The following is a 22,473-nucleotide window of genomic DNA, read 5'->3' on the forward strand; positions in this document are numbered from 1 at the left end:
GAGTGCGTTCCACCGTGCCGGCCGACCGCCGGTGGCGAACCCGGAGGTCCCCGATGTCCCCAACCCGCGCCGCCGCCACGGCGCCCCGCCACAGCCGCGACGCCCGCCCCGAGCCCGCCGGACGCGGGCCGTCCCGGTGGCGCGACCGGCTGTACCGGTTCGACGTGCGCTACCTGCCGTACCTGCTGATCGCGCCGTTCTTCCTGCTCTTCGCGGTCTTCGGGCTCTTCCCGATCGTCTTCAACGGGGTCGTGGCGCTGCGCACCTGGCGGCTCGACGATCCGACCCGGGACGGCTGGGCCGGCCTGGACAACTTCCGCCGCCTGCTCTCCGACGGCGACTTCTGGAACGCGCTCTACAACACCTTCGGGATCTTCCTGCTCTCCACCGTGCCGCAGCTCCTGCTGGCGCTGGTCGTGGCCGCACTGCTCAACCGGAAGCTGCGGGCGCAGACCTGGTGGCGGGTGGGGGTGCTGCTGCCGTACGTCACCCCGGTAACCGCCTCCACCCTGATCTTCTCGGTGGTGTTCGCCCGGGACACCGGCATCGCGAACTGGGCGTTGTCGCTGCTCGGCATCGGCGAGACCGAGCCGATCGACTGGCGCGCGTCGACGTGGGCCTCCTGGATCGCCATTGCCACCATGGTCAACTGGAAGTGGATCGGCTACAACGCCCTGCTCTACCTGGCCGCGATGCAGTCCGTCCCGCGTGACGTCTACGAGGCGGCGGCGGTCGACGGCGCCGGCCCGTGGCGGCAGCTCTGGCGGATCACCGTACCGATGATCCGGCCCGTGGTGATCTTCACGGTGGTGCTCTCCACCATCGGCGGCCTGCAACTGTTCACCGAGCCGATGCTCTTCGACAGCAACCCCGCGCTCGGCAACGGCGGTGACGACCACCAGTGGCAGACCATCGCCCAGCTCATCTACAAGGTCGGCTGGCGCGACCTCAACCTCGGCTACGCGGCGGCGATGTCCTGGGCGCTCTTCCTGGTCATCCTGGTCGTCGCGGCCGTCAACGCCCTGATCACCAACCGCCTGGGCGGAGGCAAACGATGAAGAACTCGCGGCGGGCGGCGCTGGTGGGGCGGGCCCCGCAGCACACCCCCGGCAGCGTCTGGAGCTACCTCTTCCTCAGCATCGTCATCGCCTTCTCGGCGTTCCCGCTGTACTGGATGTTCGTCATCGCGACGAACACCGACGAGGCACTGGCGAAGATCCCCCCGCAGGTGCTGCCCGGCGGGCAGCTCATGACCAACCTGCGTGAGGTCTTCTCCATGCAGGACGTCTTCTTCCTCCAGGCACTCGGCAACAGCGTCATCGTCTCGTCGGTGGTGACCGCCTCGGTGCTCTTCTTCTGCTCGCTGGCCGGCTTCGCCTTCGCCAAGCTGCGGTTCCGGGGGCGGAACGCGTTGATGGTGATGGTGATCCTCACCATGACCGTGCCGAACCAGCTCGGCGTGGTCGCCCTCTACATCCTGATGGGCCACATGCCCGGCGAGGGAGGCTGGAACGGCACGCTGCTCGCGGTGATCGCCCCCGGCCTGGTGACCGCGTTCGGGGTCTTCTACATGCGACAGTTCATTCTCGACGCGGTCCCCGACGAACTGGTCGAGGCGGGCCGGATCGACGGGGCGAGCACCATGCGGATCTTCTGGAGCGTGGTCGTGCCGGCGGTCCGTCCCGCGATGGCCGTGCTCGGCCTGCTCACCTTCGTGGCCACCTGGAACGAGTTCCAGTGGCCGCTGATCACCCTGGGCGGCACCGACTACCCGACCTCGATGGTCGCCCTCTCCGACCTGGCCAGCGGCAACTACGTCCTGTACCGGCGGGTGCTGGCCGGTGCCCTGGTCGCCACCCTGCCGCTGCTGGTGATGCTGGTCGTCGGCGGCCGGCAGATCGTCCGCGGAATCATGGAAGGTGCGGTGAAATCGTGAACGAGGTGCACGGGGGCGGCCCGGCCCGGCACGACCTGCACGACGGCTGGACCCTGCGGGCGCTGCCCAACCCGCAGACCCCCGCCGACGTCCCCGAGGCCGCCGGTGCCCCCGGGGTCCCCGAGGCCGCCCGGGTGACCGTCCCGGCGGGGATCGCCGGTCGGGTGATTCCGGCGACCGTCCCCGGCTGCGTGCACACCGACCTGCTCGCCGCGGGCCTGATCCCCGATCCCTACCTCGACGACCACGAGAAGGGGCTCGCCTGGATCGGCCGGACCGACTGGGTGTACGAGACCACCTTCGACCGCCCGCCGGGCGACGCGGACCGGACCGACCTGGTCTGCGCCGGCCTCGACACCGTCGCCACCCTCACCCTCAACGGCGTCGTGGTCGGCCGGACCGAGAACATGCACCGCGGCCACCGGTTCGACGTGCGGGCGCTGCTGCGCGACCGGGACAACCACCTCGCCGTCCGGTTCGACTCCGCCTACCGGTACGCCGAGGCGCACCGGGACCGCCTCGGTGACCGGCCGAACGCGTACCCGGAGCCGTTCCAGTTCATCCGGAAGACGGCCTGCAACTTCGGCTGGGACTGGGGGCCGACCCTGGTCACCGCCGGGATCTGGCAGGAGATCGGCCTGCACACCTGGTCCACCGCCCGGTTCACGGACGTCCGTCCCCTGGTGAGCGTCGCCGACGGCGTCGGCACCGTCGCGGTGCACGTCGCGGTCGAACGGGCCGCCGACGTCCCGCTCGTTGTCCGCGCCACCGTCGCCGGGGCTTCCGTCGAGACGGTGGTCCCGGCCGGGGAGCGCACGGCCGTGCTCGACCTCACCGTCCGCGACCCCCGACTCTGGTGGCCCCGGGGGTACGGCGACCCGCACCGGTACCCGCTGACCGTCACCCTCGGCACCCTCGACGGCACCCCGCTGGACGACTGGACCCGGCTGATCGGCTTCCGTTCGGTGCGCCTCGACGCCACCCCCGACCCGCACGGCAGCGCGTTCACCCTGGTCGTCAACGGGCTGCCGGTCTTCGTCCGGGGCGTCAACTGGATCCCCGACGACGTCTTCCCCAACCGGGTGACCCGGGACCGGCTGGCCCACCGCTTCGACCAGGCGATCGGCGCGAACGTCAACCTGCTGCGTGTCTGGGGCGGCGGCCGGTACGAGTCGACCGACTTCTACGACCTCGCCGACTCGCTCGGACTCCTCGTCCAGCAGGACTTCCTCTTCGCCTGCGCGGCGTACCCGGAGGAGGAACCGTTCCGCACCGAGGTCGAGGCCGAGGCGCGGGAGCAGGTCAGCCGGCTCGCCGTCCACCCGTCCCTGGTGCTCTGGACCGGCAACAACGAGAACATCTGGGGCTGGCACGACTGGGACTGGCAGGAGCCCCTCGCCGGACGGACCTGGGGCCGGGGCTACTACCTCGACCTGCTGCCCCGGATCGTCGCCGAACTGGACCCGACCCGCCCGTACTGGCCGGGCAGCCCGTGGTCCGGCCGCGAGGAGATCCACCCGAACGACCCGGCGCACGGCACCACCCACATCTGGGACGTCTGGAACACCGACGACTACCTGAAGTACCGCGAGTACGTGCCCCGGTTCGTGGCCGAGTTCGGCTACCAGGCCCCGCCCGCGTACGCGACGCTGCGCCGGGCGCTCTCGGACGACCCGCTCGCCCCGGACTCGCCCGGCATGGCGCACCACCAGAAGGCCATCGACGGGGACCTCAAGCTGCGGCGCGGACTGGACGCGCACCTGCCCGCCCCGGCCGACTTCGACGAGTGGCACCACCTCACCCAGGTCAACCAGGCCCGCGCCATCGCCTGCGGGGTGGAGCACTTCCGGTCGCACCGGGGCGTCTGCATGGGCACCATCGTCTGGCAGCTCAACGACTGCTGGCCGGTGACCTCCTGGTCGGCCGTGGACGGCGACGGCCGCCGCAAGCCGCTCTGGTACGCGTTGCGTCACGCGTACGCCGACCGGCTGCTCACCGTCCAGCCCCGCGACGGTGCCCCGGCCGGCGGTGGTGGGCTGGCCCTGGTGGCGGTCAACGACGGCAGCCAGCCCTGGCGGGCTGCGGCCACGGTCACTCGCCGCACCCTCACCGGCGAACTCCACGCGAAGACGTCGTACGAGCTGGACGTGCCACCCGGCTCGACGGTGACCCTGCCCCTGCCTCCGGACCTGGCCCGGCCCGAGGAGTCCACCCGGGAGCTGCTGGTCGCCGAGGCGGGGGAGAGCGCCGAGCGGGCCCTGTGGTTCTTCGCGGAGGACAAGGACATTCCCTGGCCGGCGGCGGCCCACGACGCCAGCGTCGAACCGGTCGACGGTGGGGTACGGGTACGGGTCACCGCCCGCACCGTCCTGCGTGACCTGACCCTCTACCCGGACCGCCTCGACCCGACCGCCGAGGTCGACCGGGCCCTGGTCACCCTGCTCCCCGGCGAGACGGTGACGTTCACGGTCCGCGCCGCCGGCCCGCTCGAGCCCGCCGCCCTCACCTCGCGCCCGGTGCTGCGCGCGGTGAACGGGTAGCGGGACCGCTGCGCGCGAGAGCCGGAGCGTCCCTCGCTCCGGCTCTTGACAGCGGGCAATCAATGGACAAAGGTCGATTCAGTTCCGGGTGCGGCGGCGTGCTCCCTTCCCCCTCGAAGGCCCTGGCCCGAAAGGCAGCCGTCATGTCGCTTGCGCTCGATCGTCGTCACCTGCTGCGCCTCGGTGGCGCCACCCTGGTCGTGGCCGGCTCCACCGGCATCGGCCTGCCCGCCCTGGCCGCCGACACGGTCACCACCGACCTGGTCGTCCACGGTGCCACCTCGGCCGGCATCGTCGCCGCCGTGCAGATGCGCCGGATGGGGCGCACGGCCGTGATCCTCGAACCGGGCCACCACGTCGGCGGACTCACCACCGGCGGACTCGGCTACACCGACAGCGGCATCAGCGCCTCCATTGGCGGCATCGCCGGGGAGTTCTACCGGCGGGTGCACGCGAAGTACCACGGCAACACCGTCACCCCCGACTCGCCGATGCGGCTGGTCTTCGAGCCGCACGTCGCCGGCGAGGTCTTCGACGACCTGCTCGCCGAGCACGGGGTGCCGGTCTACCTCGGCGTCCGGATCGCCCAGGTGGTTCGTGCCGGCAACCGGATCACCGCGCTCACCACCGACAACGGCCAGACCTTCGCCGGACCGATGTTCGTCGACGCCACCTACGAGGGCGACCTGATGGCGAAGGCCGGTGTGTCGTACGCCCTCGGCCGGGAGGCCAACGCGGTGTACGGCGAGACGATCAACGGGGTACAACTGCGTACCGGCCACCAGTTCACCCGGCCGGTCGACCCGTACGTGACACCCGGCAACCCGGCCAGCGGCCTGCTCCCCGGCATCTCCAGCGCGCCCGTCGCGCCGAACGGCACCGGCGACGGCCTGATCCAGGCGTACAACTTCCGGATGTGCCTGACGAAGGCGGCCGACCGGATCCCGTTCCCGAAGCCCGCCGGCTACGACCCGGCCGACTACGAACTCCTGCTCCGCTACGTGCAGGCCGGCTTCACCGGCCCGTTCTTCACCACCCAGGGCGTCGGCAACGGCAAGACCGACTCCAACAACCACGGCGCGTTCTCCACCGACTTCATCGGCGCCAACTACACCTTCCCGACCGCCAGCCACGCGACCCGGCAGAGCATCGTCGCCGACCATCGCACCTACCAGCAGGGCCTGATGTGGTTCCTGGCCAACGACCCCCGGCTCCCGGCGTCGATCCGGACCAACACCGCCGCCTGGGGCCTGGCCGCCGACGAGTTCACCACCACCGGCGGCTGGCCACCCCAGCTGTACGTCCGGGAGGCGCGCCGGATGGTCTCGGCGTACGTCATGACCGAGCGGGACTGCCGGGGCGCGGTACGGGTCGCCGACTCGGTCGGGCTGGCCAGCTACACGATGGACTCGCACAACTGCCAACGGGTCGTGGTCAATGGAATGGTGAAGAACGAGGGCGATGTGCAGGTCGGGGTGCCCGGCCCGTACCCGATCAGCTACCGCGCGATCGTGCCCGTGGAGGCGCAGTGCGCCAACCTGTTCGTGCCGGTCTGCCTCTCGGCCAGCCACATCGCGTACGGCTCGATCCGGATGGAACCGGTCTTCATGATCCTCGCCCAGTCCGCCGCCACGGCGGCGAAACTGGCCCTCGACGCCGGGGTGCCGGTGCAACAGGTGAACGTCCCCGCCCTCCAGGCCCGGCTACGCCAGGACGGCCAACACCTCCAGTGGCCGCCGGCGGTCGGCGGCGAGATCGTCGTCGACAACGCCTCGGCCTCGGTGACCCGGGCCGGCGTCTGGCTGAGCAGCAGCCACGTCGGCGGATACTGGGGCGTCGACTACGAGCACGACGGCAACACCGGCAAGGGCGTCAACCGGCTGCGCTTCACCCCGTCCCTGCCGGCCGCCGGCAGTTACGCGGTCAGCCTGCGCTGGACCGCCGACCCCAACCGGGCCAGCAACGTGCCGGTCGACGTGGTGCACGGCGGCGGCGTCACCACCCGTACCGTCGACCAGCGTGGCTCGGGTGGACAGTGGGTGTCTCTCGGAACGTACGCCTTCGCGGCGGGCACGGCCGGCAGTGTCCTGATCCGCACCGAGGGCACGGACGGCCACGTCGTCGCCGACGCCGCCCGCTTCGTCCCCGCCTGACCCCCCGTCCCCCTTCCGCCGGGCCCCGCCCGACGCTCGGATTCCTGTTTGCGGCAAGTCGGGGTGTCCGGACACCCGGACACCCCGACTTGCCGCATGTCGCCGAAGCAGGCCGGCGCAGGCCCGCCCAGGCCGTGGTGTTGCCGGTGGCCCAGCCGTTGGGCAGGTCGAGGCAGAGCAATTGCCGGCGATCGAGGCTGGACGCCCTTCCCCGTGGCGCTGCCACAGGACTCCCTGGGGGCAGTGGCCAGGGCGTCCAGGTCGGCATCAGTGAAAGCACGCTCGATACCACCGGCGGCCGGCTGACGAAACCGAGCCCGAGGGCCCCCTGCCGTGCGGCCCGGGACCCGAAGGGCTTCAACCTCCGATGGCGGATCCGTGGACTCGGCGAGTGCCCGGAGATCGGGCGACCGGGGTGGGACCGAAGCCGGCTGCGGGAATTCGGTGCTTGATCTGCTTCACGTTGATCCGCCGATTGGTTGACATTAATGCCGAATCTTATTTTATCGACAGGTCGGATGCGTCATGTTGGGTTGTATTGAGGCTTGAGAGGGATATCCCAAGCATCCACGCCGGCTGGCGCACCTTAGCCCGATTGTCTGATTTCCCTATGCCGACACGAGTGCCCGACGCCAAGGTGGCCGGCGTCCGGCTCGCCGCTGACCAGGTCATACGAAAGGTCGGGAGATCGCAAACACTCGGCAGAACATCAATATTATGGAGTGTTGTTATGTTCAAATAAAGAGAATCTTGGATTACCTTTCGGGTAACCATTCAGGGCCGGTCCCAACCGTGGCGCCTCGCCAGTCGAGAACGGCCACAGTAAGGAGGAATCGGGAAATGTCGCTCCCCCGTACGCGCCGGGGTCGAACTGCCGCTCTGGGGGTCGTCGCCGCCTCGGCGATGGTCACCGCCATGATCGGCACGCCGGCCGCCGCCGCCCCGACCACCGGCACGATTCTCAACGCCGGCAGCGCCACCGCCGTCGCCGGCAGCTACATCGTCGTCCTCAAGGACAGCGCGGTGGGTGGCACCGCCGGCCACGCCAAGGCCGCCGTCGCCAGCAAGGCCGCGACCCTGGCCGAACGCTACCGCGCCACGGTCCGCGACGTCTGGGGAGACGCCCTCAACGGCTTCTCCGTACACGCCAGCGAGAAGACCGCCAAGCGGCTCGCGGCCGACCCGGCGGTGGCCTACGTCGAGCAGGACGGCACCGTGCAGACCATGACCACCCAGTCCCCGACCCCGTCCTGGGGCCTGGACCGGATCGACCAGCACCCCCTCCCGCTGAACAACTCCTACAGCTACACCAGCACCGGCTCCGGCGTCGTCGTGTACATCATCGACACCGGCATCCGGACCACCCACACCGACTTCGGTGGACGGGCCGTCCACGGCTACGACGCGGTCGACGGCGCCCTGCCGGCCGACGACTGCAACGGCCACGGCACCCACGTCGCCGGCACCGCCGGAGGTGCCCGCTTCGGTGTGGCCAAGAACGTCCGGCTGGTTGCCGTCCGGGTCCTCAACTGCGCCGGCAGCGGCACCCTCTCCGGTGTCATTAGCGGCGTCAACTGGGTGACCAGCAACCACGTCTCCGGTCCGGCCGTGGCCAACATGAGCCTCGGCAGTGCCCTGAACACCTCGTTGAACGCCGCGGTGACCAACTCGATCGCCGACGGCGTGACCTACACGGTGGCGGCCGGCAACTCCAACGCCGACGCCTGCAACTTCTCGCCGGCCTCGACCCCCAACGCGATCACCGTCGGCGCCACCGACAGCAACGACATCCGAGCCCCCTACTCCAACTGGGGCAGCTGCGTCGACATCTACGCTCCGGGCACCAACATCACCTCGGCGTGGATCACGAGCACCACTGCCACCAACACCATCAGCGGCACCTCGATGGCCTCTCCGCACGTGGCCGGCGCCGCCGCCCGCGTCCTGCAGGTCAACCCGGCCTGGACGCCGTTGCAGGTCCGCAACTACCTGGTGACCTGGTGCACCTGCCCGTTGCCCCCCTGGCCGCCGTGTCCGTGCCCGCCCCCCGTCCTGCTCTACATGGACCCGGCGTTCTGACCTGACACACACCCGATCGGCCCCGGGGCGTCATCGCCCCGGGGCCGATGCTCTCCCATCGAGCCGGTACTCCAGGCGTAGTTGTGTGATCTTGAGTTCTGCCAGCTCATCGGCATCCGTGCCGGCGCAGGGCTTCGACCAACCGCCAGACGGCGGTCGAGGGGTTGGTCCGTCGGGCTCCCGGGCGGTGCCCGTGTGCCCCGGTCGGCGGCGCGCTGGTCAACTCGTCACTTCGTCATCCACCATCGCCGAGAACGAAGTGGCACGCGCGTCAGCGACAGTGGATAGGCTGTGTTCGGCGTGATCACCGCGACCTTCGAGCTGGGGCCAGGGCTGCGGCGTTGCGACCACCGGCATCGAGGAAGGCTCGATCGTGACGGCAGACCCGGTCAAGACCTCGGACGTCCGGATGCCGGCGGCCTTCTTCGGCCACGGCAGCCCGATGAACGCGCTGGAGGTCAACCGCTACACCGGGGCATGGAAGGCCTTCGGCGAGACGGTGCCGCGACCCCGGGCGATCCTGGTCGTCAGCGCCCACTGGTACATCAACGCCACCGCCGTGACCGCCATGCCGCGGCCGCGCACCATCCACGACTTCTACGGCTTTCCTCGGGAGCTGTTCGAGGTGCAGTACCCCGCACCGGGGTTGCCCGAGCTGGCCGCCGAGGTCAGCGACGTCGTCCATCCGACATGGGTGGGGGCGGACGTCGACAGCTGGGGCATCGACCACGGCACCTGGTCGGTGCTCGTGCACGCCTTCCCCGACGCCTCCATCCCGGTCGTCCAGCTCAGCATCAACGCCGCCAAGCCCCTGGACTACCACCTGGAGCTGGGCGCGAAGCTGGCTCCTTTGCGCGACCGGGGCGTGCTCATCGTCGCCAGTGGCAACGTGGTGCACAACCTGCGCGGGATGGACTGGAATCTCGCCGACGGCGGCTACGACTGGGCGCAGCGCTTCGACGAGGACGCCAGAAACCGTATGCTCACCGACCCGACCGAGTTCGCGACTCTCGACGCCCACCGTGACTACGACCTCGCAGTGCCCACCCCGGACCACTTCATCCCCGCGCTGTACCTCGCCGGCCTCGCTGGAGCCGCCGACGCGCCGGAGACCGAGGTCCTCGTGGACGGCTACGCCTACGGGTCGCTGTCGATGACGGCGTACGCGCTCGGCCGAACCGGTCAGGGCGTCCCCGACGGTGCCGGCTCCCCGCAACCGCCGGCCGACCTGCCTCCCGACGCGTCCAACATCTGACCGGGCCGCTGATCCCGTCGCGCTGGCGGGTCGAGCCCCTGACGGTCGACTGCATAGCGGCTCCACCGCCATCCGCGATGGCAACATTCCGAACACCGCCTCTGGCTAGCGCGGTGTCGACCGTCAGGCAAGCATGATCCAGTAACGCCGTGCGGTGCCGAGGTCGGTTTCCCGGATGTCCTCGAGGACGCCGCCGCAGCGCTCGATCGTCCTCGCGGAGGCTAGGTTGTCCACCGCGCAGATGATCAGTACCCCGCCCAGTCCGAGTCGCCGTGCCTCGTCGAGCATCCGGCCCAGCGCCCAGGTGGCCAGCCCTTGTCGGCGCGCCGCCGGCCGGATGCCGTAGCCGATGTGGCCGCGCTGCTGCACGATCTCGTTGAGCCCGTGGCGCAACGCGATCCCGCCGAGCACCCGGTCGCCGTCGACGATCCATCGGTACTCACAAAGGGCCCGGTCAGCAGACAGCGATGTCGCCCGCCCGGCTGCCTCGGTCAGCCGGGCCACCCAGGCCGCGAACCCGGCTGGCGAATCCACCTCGTCGTCCGGTCGCAACCCGAAGCCGTCCTCGTGGATGCCGGGACCCCAGTCGCCCCGTGCCTCAAGCCAGGCGGCATGTAGGCGGACGGTGGGTACGACCAGTTCGGGCATCCGGCGACGATAGCGGTTCGGCCGCGCATTCGTACGCCTGCTCGTGCCGGCACTTGAAGCGGCGGACGGCTAGGGTCGGGCACCATGACGAGTGGTGGCGATGCCGGGGTCGACGGCCTCACCGAGGCGCTGCGGCGATTCGCCGACGAACGGGACTGGGGGCAGTTCCACACGCCGAAGAACCTCGCCATGGCGCTGGCCGGCGAGGTAGGGGAGCTGCTCGCCGAGTTGCAGTGGCTGACTCCGGAGGAGTCGGCCCGGGTGATGGCCGACCCGGAGGCCGGGGGACGGGTCCGCGCCGAGATCGGCGACGTGATGATCTACCTGGTCCGGCTGGCCGACGCCCTCGGGATCGACCTGGTCGAGGCGGCCACCGACAAGCTGGCCGACTCTGCCCGCCGCTACCCGGTCGAACGTGCCCGGGGCTCCGCCGCCAAGGCTGCCGGGAAGTAGTCAGACCGGCTCCGGTTAGAGTCGTGGGCAGTAAGCGGTCCGACGGGCTTCCGCACCAGGGATATGCCCCCCATCCGCACGATCACTTCGTGCTGCCCGGGGGCACCTGTCGATGTCGGCGTACCGAACGTCCGCAAATGGCCTGCTGCGTCTGTCCACTGAGGGCAGCCTGGTGGATGTGCTGACCGAGCATTCCCGGTTCAACGGCCACGGTGCCGGCCCGGCTGAGAAGCGCTCGTGGGCGAAGAGCCTGCCGGTGCTGGCGCAGGATCTCATCGACGCCGGGCTGGGGCAGGTCGAGGTGCTGGTCGAGTACCAACTCCCGCTGACCAGCCGCCGGGTCGACGCGGTGCTGGCCGGGGTCGATCCCCGCACCGGTGACGACTCCTACCTGGTCGTCGAGCTGAAGCAGTGGTCGTACGCGACCGCGTACGAGGACTCCGACACGCTCGTCGCCGTGGAGCACGTGCCGGGGCCACGGCTGCATCCGGGTGTGCAGGTCGAGGACTACTGCCACTACCTGACCGACTTCCTCGGCATTTTCGGGCGGGGCGCGAAGCCACTACGGGGTGCGGCGTACCTGCACAACGCGGTCGACCGGGACGTCGCCGACCTGCTCGACCGTCCGGCGACCGAACAGAGCCGGATCTTCACCAAGCAGCGGCGCGGGCAGTGGCTCGACCACCTGCGGAGCCGCTTCGCTCCGGACTCCGGTGCAGGCGCGGGCGACCGCTTCCTGACCAGCACCGTCCGTCCCAGCCGGCACCTGCTGGCGTACGCGGCGGCAGAGCTGAAGGAACGCTCGCACTTCACGCTCCTCGACGAGCAGCGCGTGGCGTACGAACTCGTCATGCACGCGGTGGAACGGGCACGGACGGGCAACCACAAGCGGGCCGTGGTGGTGGCCGGTGGGCCGGGCAGCGGTAAGAGCGTCATCGCGCTGTCCGTCCTCGGTGAGCTGGCCCGGCGTAACCGGACGGTGCTGCACGCCACCGGCTCACGGTCGTTCACCCAGACCCTGCGCCGCTACGCCGGTCGCGGGTCGACCCGGCTGCAGAGCCTGTTCAAGTACTTCAACAGCTTCATGAGCGCCGAACCGAACGACGTCGAGGTGCTGATCTGCGACGAGGCGCACCGGATCCGGGAGACCTCGGTCAACCGGTTCACTCCGAAGGACCGGCGGACCGCCGCCCGGTCCCAGATCGAGGAACTGTTCGCCGCCGCCCGGGTGCCGGTCTTCCTGCTCGACGAGCACCAGGTGGTCAAGCCGGGTGAGCTGGGCAACATCGAGGTCATCTCGGCGTACGCGGAGAAGCTGGGTCTGGAGGTGGAGGTCGTCTCGCTGCACGACCAGTTCCGCTGCGGTGGCAGTGAGGCGTACGAGCAGTGGGTCCTCGACCTGCTCGGCCTCGACGGCGGGGAACCGTCGGTCTGGACCGGCGACGGCCGGTTCGACGTGCGGGTGGTCGACTCGCCGAATGAGTTGGAAACGTACCTCGCCGAGCGCCAGGGTGCCGAGGGCACCGCGCGGATGTCCGCCGGGTACTGCTGGTCCTGGAGCGACCCCCGCCCGGACGGCACGTTGGTGCCGGACGTGACCGTCGGCGGCTGGGCCCGGCCGTGGAACGTCAGGAGCGAGCGGAGCGTGGGCGACGCGCCGGGCAGCGCGTTCTGGGCCACCGACCCGAACGGCTTCGGCCAGGTGGGCTGCGTCTACACGGCCCAGGGCTTCGAGTACGACTGGTCCGGGGTCATCATCGGGCCGGACCTGGTGGCCCGGGACGGAAAGCTGGTCACCCGCCGCGGCGAGTCGAAGGACACGGCGTTCCGCAGCCGCAAGGCGGTCAGCGACGAGGAGGCGGACCGGCTGATCCGGAACACGTACAAGGTGCTGCTGACCCGGGGTCTGCGCGGCACGGTCATCTACGCGACGGACCCGGAGACCCGGGATCATCTGCGTAGGCTGGTCCGCGTCGAGCGGGCTCCGGAAACCCGGTACGAGCCGGACGGGGACCGTTAGCCACCTCGGCACGACGCTGGGTACGGTGTCCGCCGTTCAGCGCAACGACGGGCTTCCCGACGGGACATGCCCCGCACCGCACGGTTCACGTGCCTCCGGGGCGGTTGTCGATGCCGCCGTTCTACTACGTTCACGTGCCGGTTGTCCGAACACACGGCCCGCAGCGGTGGCCCCGGCACCCACCACCGAACCGATCGCGAATCTGCGACGCCGCCGAGTGATGCCCGATTGTCGGATACTCCGGCCACGGGTGGCGTCCAGCTCCGACCGATTCGCCAATTCGGCAGGTCAGGCGGGGAGGCTAGGGGACCTTCACGGGCTGGGCCGGCATTGTCGCTTGACCAATGGAATGTCGACTCTGGCCACCTTCCATAGTGGCCGGTACCGTGCACGGGATCGTGGGGCAGCCTGACATCCGGGAGTGGTGCGAATGATCGCGCGGGGGCGTACGGAGCGGTATGCGTGAGGATTCACCGCGCTGGGAGCAGATCAACCCGAGCGCGTTCCAGTACGAGCAGGAGGGCCTCCGGGAGCTGGCGTCGTACCTGCCGGACGCGGAGCCGTACCACGTCTGGGCGAACGTGGAGTTCGTCGGCACCGACGGCTCGATCAACGAGGTCGACGCGTTGGTGCTCACCCGCAGCGGCCTCTACGTCGTCGAGCTGAAGCACTGGCAGGGCGTCATCGCGGGCGACGGTCAGCAGTGGCGGCGCAAGCTGCCCAGCGGGCGCCTCCGGGTGGAGGACAGCCCGCTGATCCTGGCCAACCGCAAGGCCAAGCGGCTGCGCAGCGTCATCCAGCAGTACGCCCCACCCACCGCGAAGATCCCGTTCGTGCACGCGGCGGTCTTCCTGCACGCCCGGAACATCCGGTCCGAGCTGGACGACATCGGCCGCCAGCACGTCTACGGCCTCGACGGCAACCCCGGCCGGCTCGACAGCCTGAAGAAGATGCTGCTCGCCCCGCCGCTGGACATCCGGCACCACGTCGACGCCGTCCGGGGTCGGCAGATCGTCGAGCTGGTCCGGGGGGCGAAGATCCGCCCCTCGGTGGCCGACCGCCGGGTCAACCAGTTGCAACTGCACCAGCGTCCCTTCGCCGAGGGCAACGGCTGGCAGGACTTCCTCGCCGACCACACCGTCGACTCCACGCAGCTCCGCCGCGTCCGCTTCTACCTGACCAGCCGGGCCACCGAGGAGGACGTACCGACGATCCGGCACGCCGCCGAGCGGGAGTTCCGGCTGCTGCAGGGCATCCACCACCCGGGCATCGCCCGCGCGCTCGACCTGGTCGAGCACCCGTGGGGGCCGGCGGTCGTCTTCGACCACCACCAGGACTGGGTACGTCTCGACCAGTGGCTCGGCGAGCGGGACGGCAAGCTGCAACTGGCCCAGCGCCTGCAGCTCGTCCAGGATCTCGCCGAGATCGTCGGCCACGCCCACTCCCGCCGGCTCTCCCACCGCTCGCTCAACCCCCGGGCCGTCTACGTCTGCGACCCCGACAGCCCCCGCCCGACCCTGGTCGTCACCGACTGGCAGACCGGCGGCCGGATCCCCGGCACCCGACTCACCTCGCTCAGCGCGGCCACCGACCCTGCCTCCCTGGAACTCTTCTTCGACGACTCGGTGCGTCGCTACCAGGCCCCCGAGGCGGCCACCCTCGACAGCCTCCCCGGGCACCAGCTCGACATCTTCTCGCTCGGCGCGCTCGCGTACCGGATCTTCTCCGGGGTGGAGCCGGCGGCCTCGCCCGAGGAACTCGTCGTCGCGGTCGCCGACGGCGGCCTGCAGCTCGCCGCGGTCGCCGACGGCATGCCGCACTACCTCGTCCAGGCGATCTACGACGCGACCCGGGGCGACCCGGCCCAGCGGATGAAGCGGGTCGGCGAGTTCCTCCAGTGGCTCGACATGGTGTGGGAGGAGCTGACCGCCCCGGAGCCCGAGCCGGTGGTCGACCCGCTGCACGCGCACCGGGGCGACGTGCTCGACGGCGGACTGCACGTGCTCCGCAACCTCGGCAGCGGGGCCACCGCCATCGCCCTGCTGGTCGCCGAGGACGGCCCGGAGGGGCGGCGTGAGCTGGTGCTCAAGGTCGCCCGCGACGAGCAGTACGCCGACCGGTTCGCCGCCGAGGCGCGTACCGTCGACAAACTCCGCGACTCTCGGGTGGCCGCGCTGGCGCGCGGCCCGGTCAAGGTCGGCCGCCGGACGGCCCTGCTGCTGGAGAACGCCGGGGAACGCACCCTCGCCGAGGACCTGCGCGGCGGCCGGCTCGCCCTGGACCTGCTGGAACGCTACGGCCGGGACCTGCTGGAGATCGTCGCCTTCCTCGACGGGCAGGGTGTCTGGCACCGGGACATCAAGCCGGCGAACCTCGCCTCCCGCCCCCGCCCGAAGGACAAGCAGCCGCACCTCTGCATCTTCGACTTCTCCCTCGCCGCCGTCCCCGCCGACCAGCTCAGCGCCGGCACCACCGGCTACCTGGACCCGTTCCTCGGGCCGCCGCGCCGAATGCGCTACGACGCCGCCGCCGAACGGTTCGCCGCCGCCGTCACCCTCTACGAGATGGCCACCGGCGCGCTGCCGAGGTGGGGCGACGGGGCCAACCCGGCCACGGTCAGCGTCGAGGTAACCCTCGACCCGGCCGCCTTCGACCCGGCCGTCGCCGACCGGCTGGTCGACTTCTTCGCCAAGGCCCTCGCCCGGGACCCCGCCGCCCGCTTCGACACGCTCGACGAGATGACCGACGTCTGGCGGGCCATCTTCCGGGAGATCCCGGAGCCGGCGGCGGCCACCGACGACACCGGCACACCTGCGCCGGTCGGCCGCAGCTCGCCGCTGGAGGCCACCGAGCTGACCGCCCGCGCCCGGTCCGCCCTGGAACGGCTCGGCATCACCACCGTCGGCGAGCTGCTCGCCGCCGAACCCTCCGCACTCACCCGGGCCCGGGGCGTTCCCGACGCCACCCGGAAGGAGATCCTGGCCCGCATCCGCGAGCTGCGCGACCTGCTCGACAGCACCGACACCGCCCCCACCGGCTCGGCGGCGCCGCAGGCCCAGGGAATCGAGGCGCTCTGCGCCACCCTGCTGCCCGCCCCGACCGGCCGCACCGCCTGGCACCGCACCGGCCTGCAGGTGCTCCTCGGCCAGGCCGCCACCGCCGACGGCGACTACCTGCGCTGGCCGTCCCAGGCGGAGGCGGCACGGGCGGTCGGCAAGACCCAGCCCGAGCTGTTCCGGGCGATCCGGCGCGCGGTCGAGCGGGAGTGGCAGCCCAACCCGGCCCTGACGCTGATCCGCGACGAGGTCGTCGCACTGTTGGACGGGCGGGGCGGGGTGATGTCCGCCGAGGAGATCGCCGAGGCGCTCATCGCCGCGCGGGGCTCCTACACGCCGGAGCCGAAGCGCACCGCCCAGGCGATCGGCCTGGTCCGGGCCGCCGTCGAGACCGAACTGGCCCAGGGCGGCGACGCCCGGATCGCCCTGCAGCGGCTGCGCGGCACCGAGACCGTCCTGGTCGGCCGGGAACCGGACGACCCGACCGCCGAGGGCAGCGCCGCCGACCTCCTCGCATACGTGACGAGGTTGGGTCGGCGGGCCGGCGCGCTGGCGGCGGCGGACCCGCTGCCCAGCCGGGGACGGGCCGTCGACGAGCTGCGTGCCCTGGAGTCGCCGCCGGCCGGTATGCCCGTGCTCAGCGACGCCCGGCTCCTGCAGCTCGCCGCCGCCGGCAGCGGCGGCGACGTCGCGGTCAACGCACAGGGCCAGCTCTACCCGGCGAAGATGCCTGCCGAACGCGCGCTCCGGCTCGCCGCGGGCGCGCTCGTCGGCCAGACCCTCGACCCCGACGCGGTACGCGCCAGAGTGCGCACCCGGTTCCCCCGCGCTGAGGAACTGCCGCCCCGGCCGGCGCTGGACACCCTGCTGCGCGACATCCCGCTGGTGTGGGACGCGTTGCCTGGCCGGTACACCCCGCCGGACCGGACCTCGTCGGTCACCGGCACCCGGATGTCCAGCACGATCGGGCCGATCCTGGCACCGGACGCCGCCGCCCGGACCACCGCCCGGCTGGCCGGGGTGATCGAACGGCGCGGCTTCCTGGTGGTGCTCGCCTCGATCCGCCGCCCCGCCGCCGCCCGCCGGGCGCTGCTGGAGCGGCTCGACCTGGTCGAGGTCGACGTCACCGCGATCCTGCTGGACCGGCTACGGTCGCTCGGTTTCCCCTGGGAGGCGCTCGTCGCCGCCGACAACGGCTCACCGACCGATCCGGATTTCCGTTCCCTGGTGGAGCTGGTGCAGCACGAGGTCATGCCGACCATCGAGCAGACCCTTGCCGAGACCGACCGGCCGGTGCTGATCACCGAGGCCGCGCCGCTGGCCCGCTACCAGCAGCTCCGGCTGATCCAGGAACTGGCCGACCCCACCCGGCCCCGCCCGGCCGCCCGACTGCTCCTCGTGCCTGCCCGCCGTGCCGAGCCTGTGCTGCTCGACGGCCAGCAACTCCCGCTCACCTCGCCGGCCAGCCAGTCGCTGTGGCTGCCCGAGGAGTGGACGGACGCCACCACCCCCGCCGCTCCCGGAAGGAAAACCGCTCGATGATCGCGCTGAAGGCGCTGCAAGGCCAGGTCACCGCCCTCACCGACGACCTGCGCGGTCAGGTCTACCGGGACTCCGAGCTGGAATCCTCGCTGGAGAAGGAGCACGGCGCGGCCACGGAGGCGAAGCGCACCGCCGGCACGTTCGAGACCTGGCTGGAGGACATCCTCGACCAAGCGGCGGTGGCGTGGGTGCTGGGCTGCGTCTTCGTCCGCTTCTGCGAGGACAACAACCTGGTCGAGCCGCTCTGGATCGGCGGCCCCGAGCCGAGCGCCCCGGTCGAGCGGGCGTTGGAGAGCCGCCAGCAGCACCTGATCGAGAACCCCCGGCACAACGACCGGGAGTGGCTGCGCGAGGCGTTCGGCTACCTGCGCACCCTGAAGGCCACCGGCAAGATCTTCGACGAACACAACCCGGTGTGGCGCTTCCCGATCAGCGGCGAGGCGGCCGAGAAGCTCTCCGACTTCTTCCGGCGCGGGCCGGGGCTGGTGTCGTTGCGCAAGGACGACCTGGACACCCGCTTCCTCGGCGACCTCTACCAGGACCTGTCGACGCACGCCAAGAAGACGTACGCGCTGCTGCAGACCCCGGAGTTCGTGGAGGAGTTCATCCTTGATCGGACGTTCGAGCCGGCGGCCAGGGAGTTCGGGCTTTCGGAGACCTCGGTCATCGACCCCACCTGCGGCTCGGGCCACTTCCTGCTCGGCGCGTTCAAGCGCCTGGTGACGCTCTGGAAGAAGCGCGAACCGGCGACTGACATCCGGGTGCTGGTCGAGCGGGCGCTCGGCCAGGTGACCGGCGTGGACATCAACCCGTTCGCGGTGGCCATCGCCCGCTTTCGGCTGCTGATCGCCGCGATGAAGGAGTGCGGACTGACGTCCCTGGAGCGCACCCCCGCCTGGACGGTTCGGGTGGCGACCGGTGACTCCCTCCTGCACTGGGGCCGGACGTCCCGTCATCAGGGTGACTTGATGGCTGAGTTGGAAGGCGGGAACGCCTTCGCTTACGCCACTGAGGATGCTGACGTGCTGGGCGACTACTTGCGTGAGGGGCAGTACGCGGTAGTGGTGGGAAATCCTCCCTATATCACCGTTGCTGACCAGGCGAGAAATCGGCTCTACCGTAGCATCTATCCCGATGTTTGTCATCGCCAGTACGCGCTTACGGTTCCGTTTGCTAGGCGGCTCTTTGACCTCGCAAAGCGGTCGGACGGGCAGGGTGACGGCGCCGGTCGCGTCGGCCAAATTACCGGCAATGCATTTATGAAGCGCGAGTTCGGCAGGAAACTGATTGAGGAATACTTCGCGCATCAGGTCGAGCTGACAGAAGTAATCGATACATCTGGTGCCTACATTCCGGGTCACGGCACCCCAACAACGATATTGATTGGTCGTGCGAACGCGCGGCGACGAGGTGGATCTGTGCGGGTGGTACTTGGGGTGCGCGGCGAACCCGGGCAGCCGGTTGACGCGAAGCAGGGTTTCGTTTGGAAGGCTGTGGTGGAGCAAGTCAGTCAACCGGGATCTGAGTCTACCTGGGTTAGTGTGGCGGATCTTGCGCGAGAGCGGTTTGCTCACTTCCCCTGGAGTCTCTCGGGTGGCGGGGCTGCCGGGCTCCTCGAGATTATCGAGAGGGCGCCATCCCGGCTGGGTGCAATCATCGATTCAATTGGGCGAACAACCAAGACCGGAGCGGACGAAGCCTACTTCTTGCCCAAGGGGGCTGTGTTTCGCAACGGTGAAGCTCGCTGGGTACGCGAACTGGTTGTCGGTGACTCGGTTCGCGACTTCGCGTTCAGCGGTCTGATTCATGTTCGTTCCCCATACGCTGATGAGCAGCACACTGAGTATCTGCCAGAGTCAGAATTCTTGGTATCGCGGCGGTTGTGGCCATTTCGAACTTTACTGGCCGCCCGGATGATATTTGGCAGGTCTGTCGTTGAGGGAGGGCGTCCCTGGTTCTCGCATCTAGAGAACTATTCGAGCAAGCTGAGAATCAAGTTTGGAATTTCGTTCGCGTTTGTGGCAACGCACAATCATTTCGCGTTCGATAGGAGAAAGCGCCTTTTCAATAGCACTGCGCCCGTAATCAAGTTGCAGGAGGGGGCAACGGAGGATGACCACCTGCGGTTGCTTGGGGTGCTGAACAGTTCGACCGCCTGCTTCTGGCTGAAGCAGGTCAGTCATGACAAGGGTATTCGCGGCGAGGGTGGCGGATTTACCAGCGACGACTGGGAGCACTTTTACGAATTCACTGGGACGAAGCTTCATGAGTTTCCACTGCCAAAGGCCTACCCCTTAATGAAGGCGCGGATCCTCGATTCGCTGGCGCAGCGACTCGACCGCCTGGGCCCAGCCGCAGTCGCGGAGTCCGGCGTGCCGACCAGGGAGAGGCTCCGGGCGGCGCGGGCCGACTACGACTCGACTCGAACTTGCATGATCACGGCTCAGGAGGAGTTGGACTGGGAGGTCTACCGGCTCTATGGGCTGCGCGATGAGGATCTGACCTGCGGGGAGTCGCCGGAGATCGCGTTAGGGGAGCGGGCATTCGAGATCGTGTTGGCCCGTAAGGGCGCCGAGCCCGAGTGGTTCGCTCGGCACGGGTCGACGCCGATCACCGAGCTGCCGTCGCACTGGCCGGAGGAGTACCGGCGGCTGGTGGAGCGGCGGATCGAGGTAATCGAGTCTGATCGCAACATTGCGCTGATCGAGCGGCCGGAGTGCAAGCGGCGGTGGGCCACCGAGGGCTGGGACGCCATGCAGGCGAAGGCACTGCGGGAGTGGCTGCTCGACCGACTGGAGGCTCCCGAGCTGTGGGGTGACCGGCCCACGCCGCAGTCGGTGGCGCAGCTCGCCGACAAGGTGCGCCACGACGAGGACTTCCGCTCGGTGCTGGAGTTGTGGGTCGGGCGGGACGACTACGACCTGACCAAGACGCTGAGCAAACTCGTCGCTGACGAGCACGTGCCCTACCTGCCGGTCTACCGCTACAAGCCGTCCGGCCTTCGGAAGCGGGTGCAGTGGGAGCGCACCTGGGCGCAGCAGCGCCTGGAGGACGCGGGCGAGGACGTGGACATCAAGGTCCCGCCGAAGTACACCTCGGCTGACTTCGCCAAGGCGTCGTACTGGCGAGCCCGGGGCAAGCTCGATGTGCCGAAGGAGCGCTTCATCTCGTACCCGAAGTCGGGCCGGGATGGGGATGGCACGGAACTGCTCGGCTGGGCCGGGTGGGACCACCTCGCGCAGGCGCAGGCGCTGGCGACCGTCTACCTTGACCGGAAGCTGCAGGCGGCCTGGCCGGCGGACCGGCTCCTGCCTCTCCTCGCCGGGATCAGCGAGCTGGAGCCGTGGCTGCACCAGTGGTACACCGAGGAACGGCCTGACTTCCCCGGTTCGCCGGCACAGTTCTTCACGGACCTCGTTGACGCTGAGCTTTCCCAACTCGGCGCCGACCGGGCGGCCCTGGTGGCGCTGCGCGGACTTGACGATCGGAGTGCCGACCGTGCCTAGGAGCGGAAGCGACGAGGGGAAGCACCAAGAGCTGCGGGGCCTCTTCGACGGCTACGAGGGCTACCGCAACGCGAGGGGCGTTGACCTGGAGCGGGTGCTCCGGATAGGCATCGTCGCCCTGGACACGAACGTGCTCCTCGACCTGTACCGGTACTCGAAGAGCCCCCGGGAGCAGGTCTTCTCCGCACTGGAGGCGGTGTCCACAGCGTTGTTCATTCCCGCGCAGGTGCAGACGGAGTTCTGGCGTAACCGGGACGACGTCATGCGCGAGGTCATCGCCACGAACTCGGTGGCTGGTCTTCGGGAAGCCCGGAAGAAGGCCGCTGGCGAGCTGTCGTCCTGGGGGACACGGACGATGTCCGCAAGCGAGGCCAGGGATCTGCAGGCATCGCTGGATAACGCCTTTAAGCAGGTGATCGCTCGTGTCGAACAGGGCGGTAGCGGCCTGAACCTCCGAGAGGCGCTTCGAGACGCCAGCAAGGATCCAGTGCTGAAGCGGCTCGAAGCCCTGTCCGACGGTCGGGTGGGTCCGCCCTTCACCACCGAGCGACTCGCCGAGTTGATCGCCGTCGGTCGGGGGCGGTTTGCTCGAAGGCTTCCTCCGGGGTACATGGACGCGGACAAGCCCGACCAGCAGGAAGAAGGCACCGGGGACTACCTGGTCTGGGAGCAGTTGATCGAGCATGCCGCTGCCGAGCGGAAGGATCTGCTCTTCGTCACCCGCGACCGTAAGGAGGACTGGTGGCGGCTGGACGCCGACAAGGAGCCCATCGGGCCGCGGGTTGAGTTGATCAACGAGATGGCCGACCGTGCAGGTGTCGGCTTCTTCATGGCTCTACCCCAGGACTTCCTGGAAGTGGCCGCCGAGGCGTTCCGGGTCGAGGTCAGTGAGAGCACGCTCGACACCACCCAGCGGTTGTCCGAAGAGCTTGATCCTGAGTCCGAAGGCTCGTTGCCGTGGTCGCGGGAGATGTTCGAGACGTTGCTCTCCAGGCTTGAGGAGTGGGGCTATTCGGTACGAGCTGAGGTGCTCCGGGAGGCGGCTCAGGACCCGAAGGGCCTTGTGCCGAGACGGCGGGTCTACGAGCTTGCCGGGTATCCCGAAGGGCAGCTTCTGGTCGGGTACACGCGGCCGATCATTCGGGCGATGCGTGAGCTGGTCGCGGCGGGTGACCTGCCCGAGGGGCTGGAGCCGGCGCTCCGCGCCCACTACCTGAGGCCGGGCAAGGCGGAAGGGTTCGTGGTGCCCCAGTCCATCGTTGAGTGTGTAGGCGGCGAGGAGTGA

General features: G+C 69.8%; 12 protein-coding genes. 11 read left to right on the forward strand and 1 reads right to left on the reverse strand.

Features of this window, described 5'->3' with window-relative positions:
- Nucleotides 1-53: 53 nt before the first annotated feature.
- The 6 genes from ACIBJE_RS24470 to ygiD all read left to right on the forward strand — a co-directional run bounded on the left by ACIBJE_RS24470 (nt 54) and on the right by ygiD (nt 9,963).
- Nucleotides 54-1,058, forward strand: coding sequence for a carbohydrate ABC transporter permease (locus ACIBJE_RS24470; RefSeq protein ID WP_396752047.1), 1,005 nt, complete (start codon nt 54-56; stop codon nt 1,056-1,058).
- Nucleotides 1,055-1,936: a carbohydrate ABC transporter permease gene (locus ACIBJE_RS24475; protein WP_396752050.1), complete on the forward strand. Its 882-nt coding sequence runs from the start codon at nt 1,055-1,057 to the stop codon at nt 1,934-1,936. The genes ACIBJE_RS24470 and ACIBJE_RS24475 overlap by 4 nt, the downstream gene beginning before the upstream one ends.
- Entirely contained in the window at nt 1,933-4,476 is a 2,544-nt protein-coding gene (locus ACIBJE_RS24480; protein WP_396752052.1) for a glycoside hydrolase family 2 protein, read from the forward strand. The genes ACIBJE_RS24475 and ACIBJE_RS24480 overlap by 4 nt, the downstream gene beginning before the upstream one ends.
- A gap of 143 nt (nt 4,477-4,619) precedes the next feature.
- Complete coding sequence (locus ACIBJE_RS24485; RefSeq protein ID WP_396752054.1) at nt 4,620-6,629, forward strand: FAD-dependent oxidoreductase; 2,010 nt, start codon at nt 4,620-4,622, stop codon at nt 6,627-6,629.
- Nucleotides 6,630-7,469: 840 nt separating this feature from the next.
- The gene (locus ACIBJE_RS24490; protein WP_396752056.1) at nt 7,470-8,708 is read left to right on the forward strand and encodes a S8 family peptidase; all 1,239 of its coding nucleotides are present in this window, start codon (nt 7,470-7,472) and stop codon (nt 8,706-8,708) included.
- A gap of 373 nt (nt 8,709-9,081) precedes the next feature.
- A complete protein-coding gene (ygiD, locus tag ACIBJE_RS24495; RefSeq protein ID WP_396752058.1) occupies nt 9,082-9,963 on the forward strand; it encodes a 4,5-DOPA dioxygenase extradiol in 882 nt (293 codons plus the stop codon).
- Nucleotides 9,964-10,086: 123 nt separating this feature from the next.
- Here ygiD and ACIBJE_RS24500 read toward each other — a convergent pair whose 3' ends face one another.
- A complete protein-coding gene (locus tag ACIBJE_RS24500; protein ID WP_396752060.1) occupies nt 10,087-10,611 on the reverse strand; it encodes a GNAT family N-acetyltransferase in 525 nt (174 codons plus the stop codon).
- An 84-nt stretch (nt 10,612-10,695) separates the two neighbouring features.
- On the opposite strand from ACIBJE_RS24500, the gene ACIBJE_RS24505 reads away from it, so the two are divergent.
- From ACIBJE_RS24505 to ACIBJE_RS24525, 5 genes are all read left to right on the forward strand, one after another.
- Nucleotides 10,696-11,064 (forward strand): nucleotide pyrophosphohydrolase, encoded by a 369-nt coding sequence (locus tag ACIBJE_RS24505; protein ID WP_396752062.1) that lies wholly within the window; start codon nt 10,696-10,698, stop codon nt 11,062-11,064.
- Nucleotides 11,065-11,242: 178 nt separating this feature from the next.
- A complete protein-coding gene (locus ACIBJE_RS24510; RefSeq protein ID WP_396752065.1) occupies nt 11,243-13,084 on the forward strand; it encodes a DNA/RNA helicase domain-containing protein in 1,842 nt (613 codons plus the stop codon).
- 458 nt (nt 13,085-13,542) lie between these two features.
- Entirely contained in the window at nt 13,543-17,682 is a 4,140-nt protein-coding gene (gene pglW, locus ACIBJE_RS24515) for a BREX system serine/threonine kinase PglW (protein WP_396752067.1), read from the forward strand.
- Entirely contained in the window at nt 17,679-21,188 is a 3,510-nt protein-coding gene (gene pglX / locus ACIBJE_RS24520; protein ID WP_396752069.1) for a BREX-2 system adenine-specific DNA-methyltransferase PglX, read from the forward strand. The genes pglW and pglX overlap by 4 nt, the downstream gene beginning before the upstream one ends.
- Nucleotides 21,160-22,473 carry a PIN domain-containing protein gene (locus tag ACIBJE_RS24525; RefSeq protein WP_396752071.1) on the forward strand — a complete coding sequence of 438 codons (1,314 nt, stop codon included), beginning with the start codon at nt 21,160-21,162 and terminating at the stop codon, nt 22,471-22,473. The genes pglX and ACIBJE_RS24525 overlap by 29 nt, the downstream gene beginning before the upstream one ends.

Source organism: Micromonospora sp. NPDC050187 (assembly GCF_044459745.1).
In the GTDB taxonomy this organism is placed as follows: Bacteria; Actinomycetota; Actinomycetes; order Mycobacteriales; family Micromonosporaceae; genus Micromonospora.